This is a genomic window from Aeromicrobium sp. (assembly GCF_036675695.1).
Classification (GTDB): Bacteria; Actinomycetota; Actinomycetes; order Propionibacteriales; family Nocardioidaceae; genus Aeromicrobium.
In genome coordinates this window covers 32,839-47,314 of the sequence record NZ_JAKFEL010000110.1, presented here as the reverse complement: position 1 = coordinate 47,314, position 14,476 = coordinate 32,839, and the positions used below count along the sequence as shown (strand labels likewise).

Genomic DNA, 14,476 nt, shown 5'->3' with positions numbered 1-14,476 from the left:
GAATTGTCCGCGCTTGCTGCGTTGAGTTGGGAGAGCTCGGGTACTGGCCAAACTGCATGACTCAGTGCGTGTGGCTCCAGTTGGCGCGTCGCAGCACGTGATCGGCGGCGACGTTCAGTCCTGCCACGGGATTGACATCTCCGCTCACCTGTTCGGGAAGGTTGATTCGGTAACTCAGCGAGGGGAGTTCGACATTAGGCTTCGAGCGAACCTGGTCGCTATCGATAACCTGAATGTTTACATCGCTCATGTCATAGCAGCGTACAAAGGTTTGCCGGAATGGACGCGCAAGAACACTGTCGCCTGCTGTCACCGCGTGGTCGTATCCGAGATCAACCGGCGAACCATACTGAGTTAGCGCTCGCAAGAAACTGTCTTCAACGGCTCGTGAATTCGGGGCCGTCGACGTGCGCAGAGAATTCAGGATGTCATCGACCAGGGCGGCAAGAGACGTCGAGTCGCCATCCTCATGAGGGTTCAGCCTGTGAATGCCGATACTAACTAAGAAGAAGTCAGATTCGGCGACGCCGTCAACGCCATGTCCGACTTCGACCTGGTGCACGCCCTGGATCGGATGTGATGACGCGAGACCAGTCGTTGTTTTGACCTCTAGCCCGACTTGTCCAAGCTGGAAGTCACGCGCGGTCTCTCGAAACCCCTTCCATGATTCGACGACATTCGTGGTCTGGGCTGGGTCAGCGGCCGTCACCAAAGCGCGCAACAACAACATCTCGCCGCACAGGCCAACTATGGCCTCGTCCGCCATTCGAAGTCTTTCGATCGCTAGGTCGATGAGCGCTTCAGTTCGAGCGAACGCTTTCTTCAGATCGTTTGAGGCACCGTTTCGAATCAGCTCAATGCAAATGAATGCCGCGACCTGGTCAAAATGCCCTGCGGGGGGCAGGAGGATTCTTGTTGCGGGGAACCCTTCGTCGCCGTCGCCGCGGTACCAGGTCTGGTATTCGAGTTTGCCTCGTAGCGACCTGGACTTGGCCTCCAACGGAGGACCCTGGAGGAATATCTCAATGCGCCCCGCTGGGCTCCGGGCAACACCAACGGGCCCGCTACCGTCGCACCATGTCACTACTCGACCGTCTGGGGATTCTGGCCAGACGAGGTCGCCAATCAACCTCAGTTGGTGCTCGTAGGTAGATGTCACGAGCGAGCCTTTCGCGACCAGGCAGCAAACTGATCTGGCCCGCCGATCGGCAAAACCACGCCAACGGCAGTTGCAGGCGCATGATCGGTTCCACGGTCGATCAAGTGGAAGAGAATTAGACCTGGCGCTCCTGCAGGACGCCACTCGTTGTCGCCAGCTGCCGATGGCGGTGGTTGAGCGCCGCGTGCGTGATAGTCGAAGAACTGGTCGCCAAAGTAGCCCCCGTCCCCTTGCCCCGGGTTTCGAGAACCCCAGGCTCCCGTTAGTTCTCCGCCTTGAATATCACGCCTCATTGACTGCATCTCAAAGGGAAGTTTCGCGAGGGCACCTCGAGAGATGGTCGGACCTGACCCGTACCGGACGCCGATGTAGAACGCAGGCTGGGTACGACTCTTCTCGGCCAGATCGACCATCGACCATGGGATATCCGCGTCGTCAGTACCAAATAGGCCTCGTGCTCTTCGCGTGAGACAGGCGTGCCACACCCTCAGGTAGGCGCTGATTGCATATGGACAGTCAGTACGCGCTTCGGTCGAACCACGATCGTCGATGTGGGGTGGTCGATAGAGGGGGAGAAGATGCTCAGTGTCTGACGACTCATCAAGACCAAGATGGCTCTCCAGTGCGCGCCAACGATCTGCCTGCCAGGTGTCAGGTCCCGGGTGGTACCGGTCGTACCGCAACTGATCGAGTAGAGAAGCCGCCTCGAGCAATGTGAAGGGTTCCTTCAGAATCCGGCCCCGAGTCCGCCCGTTGACTGTAACTGCGTCGGAGCCGAACTGCCGAAGTGTTTCCGAGACGAGTTGTGTGTTTGGGTCCTCGTCCGCTCCGTCATTCAGAATTCGAATGAATGGAGCTGCAGAGGGGCAAAGAGGAATGTTCTGAACATCCGCTAGCTTGCCCGTTGAATGGAAACTCAGTCCTGAAAGAACTGTTGAGTTCGGTGCCGATCCGGGCGTTGTGTTCATGGCTGCGATCACTTGGCGACGTAGTGCTTCATCATTCTCGTGATAGGCACGGAAGAGATTCAGTTGCTCAGCCGGAAGGAATACACGATTGAGTTCGAGGTGTTCGCCGCGGTAGCCGAACCAGCGTTGCATTTGCGCCTGGGTGTCGGCGAAGGGCGTATGCGAGTGCCGAAGAAACAGGGTGGTGGTGAGACCTTCTAGCGTTAATCCTCGTGACATTACGTTTCCGGACACGAATATTGTTGAGAGGTCCGTCGGTGCCTGCCATCCGTCCCGGTCTTCGTATGGGTCGAACTCCGGACGATCGTCAGCGGCGGGGTCACTGTTGACAATTGCGATCCTCGTGGCAGGAAGGACCTCAGCGAGCAGGAGTTGTTTGATCTCCGCCCAATCTGCATCAGTCGGCACGACTGGACTGGAGGACAGATCAAACGAGAACTGAACGGCTTCTGCGGACTCTTGGTAGTTGAGAATCCATGCCCGCCACGGTGCCTCATCCGACTCGATCATTTCTGTGAGTTCTTGGACCGGCAGGTCACGCTGGCCGGCAGCCAGTCGCGAGGTCGCGGATGCCAAATCCAGGTCAGCGGCCCACATGAGAATTGCGGCGGCTGCTTCGAAATGATCCTGGACCGAAGCAGATGGGTGGAAGAGCATCGAATGTGGCCGAGGGGAGTGAGAGCGAGCCGCGTTGGGCGAATCGAAACTTGTGGCCCGCGCCTGTGACGGGAGTAGTCGGGTCCCCTCGCGCCAGAGGCGAATCGCGCCCGCCATCAAGAACGCCCTTACCGCCGAGGCGATATCTTCTTCAATTGCGCCAGAAGTGCTGACGCAAAGCGAAGGGGCGGCCAAGCGGCGATAGTAGATTTCGCCTCCGGTGTAGTAGGCCTTGATTCCCGTCGGTTCGTGGAACGTTGTTGTTCGTGGGGCTTCGTTGCCGCTGTCGTAGGGAGTTCGAAGTGAAACGACGAACTCTCTCGGTGCAAGCGGATTGTGATCTGACTGAAGAAAGTTTGCTTGGGGCGTGGCCGTGTAGCCGATGTATGTCACGGCGAGGTTGGGGGCGGCGGTGGCCCCCTTGTGTGGTCGGCGCTCCCACATATCGACTATTGCCCGGGGGATCTGTTTAAGGTCTGACGTTCTTGGGTCGAGCCCACTTTCGACCCTTGCATCAAGTATCGAACCGTCATCGGCCTCATCGTCCAGAACCAACAGATGATAGGGGCGATCTAGATCGACGATGGCCGGCATGAGCTGTGCCTGCACTGTCTCAGAGAAGGCTCGTAGGTGATGGACGTTCTTCATCACGATTGCGACGATCGGAACCCGGCGACTTATCGACCTTCGAGCCTTCTGCTCACTGAATGCGTACATCCGCGACAGCGGTGTGTCGGTGTATTCGCCGTTCGTCCGGTGTTGAGGGTTAGGGAGGAGTACGCGGCGTCGTTCTCGCTCGAACTCCGAGCCTTGGTAGTCCAACTGGGCGCGAAATCGGTCGTACGTTTGATCCCAGAGTGCTGTCTGGGTGCCAGCGAGCAGAACTATTGCATCCACGCCAGCATCGAGGCCGAGAGCCGCGACTCCGAGCATTGATGCAGTTTTTCCCGATTGGACGGAACCCATCACAAGACCCCGGCGTAGCCCGTCAGCTGGCCAAGTTTCCGAGCCGGGATCCCCAGAACCAAAGACCCCGTGCTCCACGATGTAGCCGCAATCGGCGCGGAGAATCCTCTGTGACGTCTCTGATATCAAGGAATCGGCGAGTTTGTCCTCATAGTCCGCCCACCATGAATGCGATGGAGCGGCCGGCTGGGTGATTGGACGCAGTGAGACTTCCTCCGTGATTGCCGGAGGAGTCTCACTCGCTTGAGACACTGTCATACACCGCCCTCAGAGACGCGACTCCGGAGAAGCCGAACCGTGACTTCATCGCAGTATCGGCCTCAAGGGGGTCGACGCCGAGTTCTTCGACAATTCGCATAGCGACGGTCGCGATGTACTCCCATTGCGTTGCTGTCTGTGTCTTCTTTGGACGTCTCCAACCAACATCGTCCCGACCGTTCTTGAGTGCCGTCTTCATGCGCAGTTCGGGGGCGGCATCCTCGAGGGCGTCTATCGTCTTGTCGCCAAGAATCGACGCAGCGATTGTTACTCCAATTAGGCTCGCGACCAACTGCAGTTCCTGCCATTTGGCTCCTTGCTTGGTGTCCTTGAAAACAGGTGCCCATGCTTCGTCTATCGCGGAGTGCGCGGTCATGCCTCGCTGCATCAAACAAAGTGCATCTAGAAGAGTGTTCGGATCCGCGAGAGGGTCGGCAGGTGACTTGCCTGCGGTCTCGATTCGTTCAAGCAGTGAGTCGATCTGCTTCGCGGTCGAGAGCAACCGCCCGGTTGAATCCACAAAGAGAATCGATGCGATCCAGGAGAGGACCTTGGTGCGTCGGTAGCGGCTGCGACCGAAGGAGTAGTAGTCAAGCATCGATTGGACGCTGCTTAGTTCGTCCCATTTTGGAAGTAGGAATGGAGCGACTACTTCTACCGGGCCGCTATCCCCTCCGGTAACCATGAGACCGCGCATTAGATCCACGTTGTGGAATAGGGCGTTGCGGATCTCCTCCGCGTTGAGGTGCTTACCCTGTCGGTTGTAGAGGTTGAAGACCTCATGAATTTGTCGCCGCGTCGCTCTCGAGTACTCGAGCACCGGGATCTTGTACTCAGCTGCTCCAGATTCAAAGATCTCTTGCACTTCAATTCGATCCTCAGCGATCTCGATCGGGATCAGCCGAATCTGCGTGTAGTACTTCCCCTGCAGTCCGGCGAGTGCGCCTTGAAGCGGCTTTGAGTGACTGCGGAGCCGGAAGGGAAAGTAGTACTCTTTCTCCTTGGATGCGTTCAGGGGTTCGCCGACCAGGTTCTTCCACAGCCGCTTGAACGCTGGGTAGTCGGCGTGGAATGTCTGCAATAGCGAATGGTCTGGGTGCAAGGCATCGGCATCCTTTACAACTTCGAGGGCGCGTGGGTGCCGCCCGATAAATCGCAAGATCGCTGTCAGCCGCTGTTTGCCGTCGACGACCTCAAACGGGGCAGTGAACTGGTCTTTCGGCTTGAGGATGATGACTGACGGGAGCGGGATTCCGCGAAGTATCGATTCGATCAAGATTTGTGAATCGCTTGTCGGCCATACGTCATCGCGCTGGTAGGACGGGCTGAGATCCAGTCGTCCGCGCTCGGCGCGTCCACTGAACTCTTGAATTGCCCAAATGTGTGCCTTCGCCGTGACTGACCCGCTTCCCTCCTCCTCTTCTTCCGGAGTCTCTTCCCAGGACTCGGCCCATTGCGTCGTGGCGGCGGCCACGCTGCTGCCGTCAGTTTCGAGGTCTTCCAAGAATGATTGCTGAAGTTGTCGAGCTCGTTCGGCTCGTTCGCGAAGCTTGTCCAGTCCGTCGTCGCTAAGGCGGACGTTGCCGTCGACTACATCAAGTCCGTCATCGACGTTGCCCATCCCAAGTCCGCCGACTAGCAGTTCAGCAAATTCTTGAGGCGACGACATCGATAGGGTTTCGGGTAGTCGAAGCCAACCCTGAACCGATTCGACCATTGCCATCCATGCATTGGATTGGAAGTCGACCTCGTCAGGTCCGAACGCGCTCGGCGGCGCTTCGAACTCTGACGGGACCTCGGCTGCCTCGGAAAGCGTCGAGAGTAACTCGGCAATCGACCACTCGAGTTCGGCTCGTTCTTCGGCTGCTGCGTCAGTGTCGGCTTGAACGTCAGTCATAGACAGGCTCTCGATTGGGTGGCAGTCACTGATGCTACTGCTCATGGTTGCCGAAGATGTGGACTTGTCGCGATCACGCAGCGTCGCCGGCATTGATTGGCTCTCGACCACGCCCGAATTGACCGAGTCATAGAGTGCGACCGTGGTGTAGCCGGACCGCTCGCCGTACCCCTGGTGCCACTGATTCGAAACTAACGTGGAAATTGTTGAAAGGTTTTGGTTGGCCGGTGCTCTTACACGTGAGCCCGGCAAATGTCCGGAGCTACCAACTCAGCTAAGGACATCATCATGAAGAACACCACTCGCATCATCGCCAAACTGGCTCTCGCCGGCGCCATCTCCGTTGTCGGCGTGACCGTCACTGGCACCGCAGCCCAGGCTGCCTGCACCGACGGCAACATCATCATCGCCAAGGCCGGCAAGACCACGTACGGCACTGCCTGTGACGACAAGATTTACGGCACCTCCGGCAACGACACGATCTTCGCCTCCAGCGGCGACGACGTGGTCTACCCCGGTGAAGGCGCGGACACCGTCTTCGGCGGCAACGGCAACGACGACATCTACTCCGGCAGCGGCAAGGACGTTGTCTATGGCGAAGCCGGCGACGACTTCATCATGGGCGGCACCGAGAACGACTACATCGACGGTGGCTCCGGCGGCGACACCATCCGCGGCGAAGAGGGCAACGACACTCTCGTCAGCTTCGGCGGAGCGAACGACGGCTCCGACGAGCTGCGCGGCGGCGACGGCAACGACTACCTCAACGGAGGTGAGGGCAAGGACAACCTCAACGGCGAGGCCGGCGATGACACCCTCGAGTCGCACGAGACCAACCCGGTCTACGACCACCTGACCGGCGGTCAGGGCAAGGACAAGTTCGCCGTGAAGGACGTCATCGAGCACAGCCAGGCGAACCGTGACGACGTGGACAAGGACAACTTTGACTTCGCGGTCACCAACAAGAACGCGAACGACACGTTCCACTGATCCACCAGTACGCATCTCCGGCCGCACACCATCACGGTGTGCGGCCGGATTGCGTTTCCATGGACGTCCGCGGGACACCGTGCTTTGGTGAGACATGGCGCGGACTGTGGAAGCCGACTACTTGGTCGTGGGAGCCGGGGCCGCCGGCATGGCATTCACCGATGCGCTGATCGATCACGCCGACGTACGCGTGGCCATGGTCGACCGCCGGGAGGCCGTCGGTGGGCACTGGCGCGACGCCTATCCGTTCGTCCGGCTGCACCAGGCCTCCGCGTTCTACGGTGTTGCGTCGACCTTGCTGGGCGGTGGACGGCTGCAGGAGAGCGGTCCTGAGGCGGGCCTGCACGAGCGGGCGTCTGTGTCGGAGATCTGCGCCTACTACGACCACGTCCTGGCGGATCGGATGATCGGCTCGGGCAAGGTCGAGTTCTTCGCCGGGTGCGACTACGTCGGGGACCGCACATTCGTCTCGCAGAGCTCGGGGGAGCGGTTCGAGGTCCCACAGCGCTGCCGCATCGTCGACGCGCGCTACCTGGCCCCCGACATACCGGCGAACACGCCGCCACCGTTCGAAGTCGCCGACGGTGTCCAGGTGATTCCGATCAACGATCTGGCTGCGATGACCGACACCCCGAGTCAGTACGTCGTGGTGGGCTCCGGCAAGTCGGCGACCGACGCCATCGTGTGGCTCATCACCAACGGCGAGCCGCCCGACAAGATCTGCTGGGTCAGACCGCGCGACCCGTGGATGCTCAATCGCGCCGTCGTGCAGCCCAATCCCGCGGTGTTCCTCGGCATGGTTGCCGACACCGTGCAGGCGGCAGAGGGATCGGCATCGTTGGAGGACCTCTTCGTGCGTCTCGAGGATGCCGGGATCATGCTCCGCATCGACCGTTCGGTCATGCCAACGATGGCCAAGGCACCCACACTCGCCGCGTGGGAGCTCGACCATCTGCGCACGGTCGAGCAGGTTGTCCGGTTGGGGCACATACGCGGGGTTGAGCCCGGGCAGATCACCCTCGAACACGGATCAGTACCGATCGCGAAGGATGCCGTCGTCGTGCATTGTGCGGCGGCAGGCCTCAAGTACCCGCCGAACGTTCCGATCTGGGGGCCATCTGCGATCACAGTTCAGCCGATCCGCGCCGGGTTCCCGTGCTTCGGCGCAGCGCTAGCCGGATATGTCGAGGCAACCCGCGACGACGACGTGGAGAAGAACAGGCTGTGCCCACCGACGCCGCTGCCCGACACCATGGAGAGTTGGGCGAGGATGACTGTCCTTGGGGCCCGAGCCGCGAAGTCGTTCGGTTCTGAGCCGGACATCAAGGCTTGGGCGGATGGTGTGCCGCTCAACCCTGCACGTATAGCGCCGGACCACCCGGGTTCGGCTGACCTGGACGATGCGGTCGGCCGACTGCAGACGCATGTGGACGCCGGCATGGCAAAGCTCGCCGCGTGGTCACTCTGACAGCGGTTGAGCAGCAAGACTGCGGGCCCTTCGCCCCTGTTGCGATAGCCCGTCATTGAGTCATGCTCGCGGCATGGCCAAGTATGTGTATGACTTCAGCGAAGGCGGGATGGACCAGAAGGATCTCTTGGGCGGCAAGGGAGCGAACCTTGCGGAGATGACCGGGCTGGGTATGCCGGTGCCGCCCGGGTTCATCATCAGCACCGACGCGTGCCGAGCGTTCCTCGCCGAGGGCAAGGAGCCCGCTGGTCTGGCCGACGAGGTCGGCGAACACCTCGCCAGGCTGGAGAAGGAAAGAGGCAAGACTCTCGGCGATCCAGACGACCCGCTGCTGGTGTCGGTACGGTCTGGCGCGAAGTTCTCCATGCCCGGGATGATGGAGACCGTCCTCAACGTCGGCCTCAACGACGAGTCGGTCAAGGGCTTGGCCAAGGTGGCCGGCGGCGACGAGCGGTTTGCGTACGACTCCTACAGGCGGCTGCTGCAGATGTTCGGAAGTACCGTGCTCGGCATCGAGTCGAGCGAGTTCGCCGAGGTTCTCGACGCGCTCAAGACCCAGCGCGGCACCAAGGCCGACCTTGACCTGACCGCTGACGACCTGCGGGGGCTCGTCGAGTCCTACAAGGACGTGATCCGTGAGCACGCCGGCGGCGACTTCCCGCAGGACCCCCGCGAACAGCTGGACATGGCAGTGCTGGCGGTCTTCGACTCGTGGAACACCGACCGCGCCAGGCTCTATCGCCGCCAGGAGCAGATCCCCGACGACCTCGGTACCGCCGTCAACATCTGCACCATGGTCTACGGCAACGGGGGAGACGACTCCGGTACAGGCGTCGCGTTCACCCGCGACCCGGCGACCGGCGCGCAGGGCGTCTATGGCGACTACCTCGTCAACGCCCAGGGTGAGGACGTCGTCGCCGGCATCCGCAACACCGTCCCGCTCGCCGACCTCGAGCAGATCGACAAGGCCGCGTACGACGAGCTCATCGACATCATGGATCGCCTCGAGAAGCACTACAAGGACCTGTGTGACATCGAGTTCACCGTCGAGCACGGCAAGCTCTGGATGCTGCAGACCCGCGTCGGCAAGCGTACGGCCGAGGCCGCGTTCCGCATCGCCCACTCGTTTGCCGAGGAGGGCCTGATCGACCTCGACGAAGCCGTCAACCGGGTCACAGGAGCGCAGCTGGCTCAGCTGATGTTCCCGCGCTTCGACGACAAGGCCGAGCGGCACCTCATCGGCGAGGGTATGAACGCCTCGCCGGGCGCAGCCGTCGGCAAGGCCGTATTCGACTCACCGACCGCTGTCGAGTGGGCGGCCAAGGGTGAAGACGTCATCCTCGTACGCCGCACGACGACCCCTGACGATCTCTCTGGCATGGTCGCCGCCACCGGCATCCTGACGAGCCGAGGCGGCAAGACCTCGCACGCTGCGGTGGTCGCACGCGGCATGGGACGTACGTGCGTGTGCGGCGCCGACGAGCTCGAGATCGACTTCGAGGCCCGCAAGTTCACCGCCGCCGACGGCACCGTCATCGGTGAGGGCGACCTGATCTCGATCGACGGCACGACCGGCGAGATCTTCGAAGGTGCCGTCGAGGTGATGGACTCAGTCGTGGTGCGCTACTTCGAGGGCGACGAGACAGCGGCAGGTGACGAGCTCGTACGAGCCGTGACCGCGCTCATGGAGCACGCCGACGGCGAGCGCCGGCTGGCCGTACGAGCCAACGCCGACACTCCCGAGGACGCTGCGCGGGCCCGCAGGTTCGGCGCCCAGGGCATCGGGCTGTGCCGCACCGAGCACATGTTCCTCGGCGACCGTCGCGAGCTCGTCGAGCACCTGATCTTGGCCGAGACGCCCGAGCAGCAGCACGAGGCGCTCGACGCGCTGTTGCCGCTGCAGCGCGAAGACTTCGTCGGCATTCTCGAGGCGATGGACGGGTTGCCAGTCACGATCCGGCTGATCGACCCGCCGCTGCACGAGTTCCTCCCCGACTACACCGAGCTGGCCGTACGAGTCGCGCACGAGGAGGAGCACGGCACGGATGAGCCGCGCACTCACAAGCTGCTCGACGCCGTGAAGCGCCTCCACGAGGAGAACCCGATGCTCGGGCTGCGCGGCGTACGGCTCGGCATCGTCATCCCCGGTCTGTTCAAGATGCAGGCGCGGGCGATCCTCGAAGCCACCGCAGCGCGCATTCACGAAGGGGGCGACCCACAACCGGAGATCATGATCCCGCTGGTCGCCGCCTCACAGGAGTTCGAGCTGATGAAGGCCGAGGTCATCTCCGTTGCGGGTGAGGTCCAGAAGGAGACCAATGCCAAGCTGGCGTTCAAGATCGGCACCATGATCGAGCTGCCACGCGCGGTGATGGTCGCCGACAAGATCGCCGAGTCGGCGGAGTTCTTCTCCTTCGGCACTAATGACCTGACGCAGATGACGTGGGGCTTTTCGCGCGATGACGTGGAGGCTTCGTTCTTCTCGACCTACCTCGACAAGGGCATCTTCCCGGTGTCGCCGTTCGAGTCGCTGGACGTCGACGGCGTCGGCGCATTGGTGGCGATGGCGGTCAGCAAGGGACGTAAAGTGCGCCCTGACCTGCACCTCGGCGTGTGCGGTGAGCACGGGGGAGACCCGGACTCGATCCACTTCTTCGACTCGGTCGGGCTCGACTACGTGTCGTGCTCGCCCTACCGGGTGCCGGTTGCTCGCCTTGAGGCTGGCCGGTCGGCGGGTACGGGTTCGGACTCTCGCTAGGTCCTGGCCTTCCGACCTACGATCAGGCCTGCCAACAGCGCGCCCAGCGTGCCGAGCAGCTCGTCGCTGAGGGTGTCCTCGTATGCTCCGTCGAGCTCGGTGCCGCGGCGGATGAAGGTGTACCACTCGCCGAGCTCCCAACCGACAGCCAAGATCGCGCCGAGTCCGGTGATGGTGAGGACGAGGCTCCACGCCGGCCCAGTCCAGAGGAGGCGCAGGAGGAGCCCGCAGCCCCACAGGAGCAACATCCAGTTGAAGAAGTGGTTGGCGTTGTCCCACCAATCGACCGAGTCGTACAGATTGACGGTGTTGCCGCTGACGTCGACCAGGAACGGCGACATGATCAGCGCGAACGCGCCCCACGGCAGCTCGGCGTCCGGATCTTTGCGACGACTCACGCGCCACCAGATGAACGGCACTATCAGCATCAGGAACGGGTAGGCGATGAGCCGGTAGCCGAAACCTTTGCCCTCGAACTGGTCCAGGCCGGCGAATGCTCCGACCGCGAGCTGGATGACTGTGAGCGTGAGGATCGCGACAGCGGCGATGAATCCGGCACCCTTGGGAGTCTGCATGGCAGACACCCTCCCACGACGAGCGCGAGCTAGAACGCGATATCTCGATAGGCTCAGCGGTGTCGCAGTCCGCGACCCAGGCGCGAGGGGACGACCGGATGACATCGATCTTCTGTCTCGAGGGTGATTGGGACGACTCCGTTCGCAGCAGAGAATCGGTGCTGCCGGTGCTCGAGCTGCTGGAGCGACTGAATGAGGCGCAGTTCTATCACCGCGATGTGACGACGCAATACGAGCTCGAGCACCATCTGGCGAAGCTGCGTCGCTTTTCGCGAGCCAGGTTCCCGGTCGTCTATCTCGCGTGTCACGGCTCCGAGACGGACGGCGAGCTCAAGATCGACCTCGGCGGATCTGCTCTTTCGCTCAATGAGCTGGCTCCGCTGCTGGACGGCAAGCTCGCGGGCCGCATCCTCTATCTCGGGCGCATGGTTGGTACGGCCAGGGACCACACGCTCATGCAGCTGGCCGACGCGACAGGCGCCAGAGCTGTGGTCGGCTACACGGCCGAGGTCAGCTGGCTCGAGAGCGCCGCGTTCGACTTGCTCCTGCTGCCTCGTCTGGCGGCAGCCAAGCGAGTCGACACGATCTTCCGGGGCCTGCTGGAGCACAACTCCTCGATGTCGGACGCCGTCGGACTCGTCGTGGCGACGAAGGCCAAGGTCTACCGCGAGGGCTAGTGCCGCAGACCTGAGTGTTTGCGCGCCGTTCACCGTGTGGAGGCGCGGGCGTACCGCTTGGAGTCGGCGGGCATACATACAGTGAAGGTCGACATGATGAACTTCATTGCGGCGCTCACGGCGATTCTGAGCACCTTCCTCTCGTCGCAAGCCGCGGGGCCGGTCGATGAGCGCTACAACAAGGAGACGCCGTACGGCAACGCGGCTGCGTCGCCGATCAAGGCGCCGCCGAAGGGCTACGAGCCGATCTTCATCCAGAACGTGGCACGGCACGGCTCCCGCTCCCTGACCAGCTCGCTGGCGGAGCAGCGAGCCCGAAAGGTCTGGGATGACGCCGAAAAGCAGAACGCGCTGACACCGACCGGGGAGACATTCGCCAAGGACCTCGAGACGTTTCAGGAGGCCGAGCGCGCAATCGGCTACGGGCGGATGGGCGCGATCGGCAAGCTCGAATGGGCCGGCATCGGGCGGCGTACGGCAGACAACTACGGCGACTACCTCAAGCAGGCCGCTGCCGCGGGCGACCAGATCGCATACAAGGTCACCGCATTCCAGCGCACCAGTCAGAGTGCCGACGCAATGATCGTCAGCCTCAAGCGGGTCGTTCCGGACCTCAAGCTCGCTGAGCGCATCGACGACAAGAGTCTGCTGATCACCCGCGGCGCAACGCCCGCCGGCTACAGCGCGATCAATGAGATCATCACCGGCAAGACCGTCGTCGACGCCTCGAAGGCGCTGCTCCGCGAGCTCTACACCCCGGCATTCGTCGACTCCCTCGACGACCCCACCCGCAAGGCGCTCGACATCTACAAGCTGTATTCGACCGCGCCGGGCATGCAAGGCGACACCAGCGTGACGTTCGAGAAGTACGTGCCGCTGAGACTTGCCAAGGTGCTCGCGTATGCGACAGACGCGCAGAACTTCTACTCGTTTGGGCCAGGCGTCGTGGGAGAGGACAACTCCTACCGCGCGTCCGCGCCGGTGCTCGATGACTTCTTCGCCGAGCTCGACAAGCGCGTCGCGGGCGGATCCACGGCCGCCGTTTTCAGGCCTGCGCACGGTGAGACGACGATGCCGTTCGCTGCTCTGATCGGACTGCCCGGCAGCGAGAAGCAAGCCACGAAGCGTGACGTCTATACGTACAACAACAACCCCTGGCGCGGCCGCGTCACTGGCGGGCTCGGCAGCAACATCGAATGGGTCGCCTACCGCAACAGGGCCAAAGACGTACTCGTGACGATGCGCTACAACGAGCAGCCGGTGAAGTTCCGCAAAGGCTGCAAGTCGACTGAGCCCTACTTCTACGAAGTCGCCGAACTCAAGCGCTGCCTGCGCTGATTTTCTCATTCCGCGACGCTGACGACCAATCTCCCGCAGACTCGGATCAGGCTTTGCGGGAGGGAGACCCGAATGGATGCCTTGGATTCAGGCACGCCTGGAGGATCGTTCCAGCGTGAGTACGAACGGCGTTTGGCTGCGCACGAGCAGCGTGTTGTCGAGCGCCGGGCACGGATCACCGCGGCACACCCGTGGATCGGGCGATGGCTGATCGGACGAACCGAGGTCCCGCACACGACGACGGCGTTCGCGAAGCGTGCCGCAGCGGAGCGAGCCGTGGCCGAGAGATTCGATCGGGATCTCGGAGACTCTGTGCGGTTCCTCTACAACCGGCGCCTCGGCATCGGTCCTGAGCGTAGGGGCATCGACATCATCGCGATCGCGCCCGGCGGCGTTTTCGTCATCGATCCCAAGGCGTACGCAGGAAAACAGATTCGAGCGAACCGTGCCGGGGATGAATTCGTCGTGGACGGCCGGTTGCGGCCCGCTCTCTCACTCGGAATGAGACGTCACATCGACGCCGTGGCCATAGCGGTGTCGGAGGGTCCGATCCCTGCAGCTGAGGTTTCAGCGGCCTATTGCTTCATCGAGGCCGATCTGCCGTGGGGGCGAATGCTCGTCGACAACGTGCTGGCAACGACACCACGTGGCGTGGTGAAGATGCTCAAACGTGCTGGTCCGCTCACCGCAGAGGATCGTTCGACGCTCCATCAGTACCTGGGTGCGGAGTTCCCACCGGCCTGAGCTGAGCTCAAGCGCTGCCTG

10 protein-coding genes are annotated in these 14,476 nt (G+C 62.1%); 6 read left to right on the top strand and 4 right to left on the bottom strand.

Features of this window, described 5'->3' with window-relative positions; genetic code table 11:
- Positions 1-61 precede the first annotated feature (61 nt).
- From V6M39_RS07050 to V6M39_RS07040, 3 genes are all read right to left on the bottom strand, one after another.
- Positions 62-1,000, bottom strand: coding sequence for a PD-(D/E)XK motif protein (locus tag V6M39_RS07050; protein WP_332643077.1), 939 nt, complete (start codon positions 998-1,000; stop codon positions 62-64).
- A 155-nt stretch (positions 1,001-1,155) separates the two neighbouring features.
- The gene (locus V6M39_RS07045; RefSeq protein WP_332643076.1) at positions 1,156-3,717 is read right to left on the bottom strand and encodes a Z1 domain-containing protein; all 2,562 of its coding nucleotides are present in this window, start codon (positions 3,715-3,717) and stop codon (positions 1,156-1,158) included.
- Between the two features lie 268 nt (positions 3,718-3,985).
- Positions 3,986-6,016, bottom strand: coding sequence for a DUF262 domain-containing protein (locus V6M39_RS07040; RefSeq protein WP_332643075.1), 2,031 nt, complete (start codon positions 6,014-6,016; stop codon positions 3,986-3,988).
- A 177-nt stretch (positions 6,017-6,193) separates the two neighbouring features.
- Here V6M39_RS07040 and V6M39_RS07035 point away from each other — a divergent pair, with 177 nt between their 5' ends.
- The 3 genes from V6M39_RS07035 (at position 6,194) to ppdK (ending at position 11,121) form a co-directional block, all read left to right on the top strand.
- Entirely contained in the window at positions 6,194-6,895 is a 702-nt protein-coding gene (locus tag V6M39_RS07035; RefSeq protein WP_332643074.1) for a calcium-binding protein, read from the top strand.
- A gap of 94 nt (positions 6,896-6,989) precedes the next feature.
- Positions 6,990-8,363: an FAD/NAD(P)-binding protein gene (locus V6M39_RS07030; RefSeq protein WP_332643072.1), complete on the top strand. Its 1,374-nt coding sequence runs from the start codon at positions 6,990-6,992 to the stop codon at positions 8,361-8,363.
- 73 nt (positions 8,364-8,436) lie between these two features.
- Positions 8,437-11,121: a pyruvate, phosphate dikinase gene (gene ppdK / locus V6M39_RS07025; RefSeq protein ID WP_332643071.1), complete on the top strand. Its 2,685-nt coding sequence runs from the start codon at positions 8,437-8,439 to the stop codon at positions 11,119-11,121.
- Here ppdK and V6M39_RS07020 read toward each other — a convergent pair.
- Complete coding sequence (locus tag V6M39_RS07020; RefSeq protein WP_332643070.1) at positions 11,118-11,696, bottom strand: hypothetical protein; 579 nt, start codon at positions 11,694-11,696, stop codon at positions 11,118-11,120. The two genes, ppdK and V6M39_RS07020, sit on opposite strands and share 4 nt — an antisense overlap.
- A gap of 98 nt (positions 11,697-11,794) precedes the next feature.
- On the opposite strand from V6M39_RS07020, the gene V6M39_RS07015 reads away from it, so the two are divergent.
- The 3 genes from V6M39_RS07015 to V6M39_RS07005 all read left to right on the top strand — a co-directional run bounded on the left by V6M39_RS07015 (position 11,795) and on the right by V6M39_RS07005 (position 14,455).
- Positions 11,795-12,373: a DUF6642 family protein gene (locus V6M39_RS07015; protein ID WP_332643069.1), complete on the top strand. Its 579-nt coding sequence runs from the start codon at positions 11,795-11,797 to the stop codon at positions 12,371-12,373.
- A 93-nt stretch (positions 12,374-12,466) separates the two neighbouring features.
- Positions 12,467-13,711 (top strand): hypothetical protein, encoded by a 1,245-nt coding sequence (locus tag V6M39_RS07010; protein ID WP_332643067.1) that lies wholly within the window; start codon positions 12,467-12,469, stop codon positions 13,709-13,711.
- A gap of 72 nt (positions 13,712-13,783) precedes the next feature.
- Positions 13,784-14,455, top strand: coding sequence for a nuclease-related domain-containing protein (locus V6M39_RS07005; protein ID WP_332643066.1), 672 nt, complete (start codon positions 13,784-13,786; stop codon positions 14,453-14,455).
- The last annotated feature ends 21 nt before the right edge of the window (positions 14,456-14,476 follow it).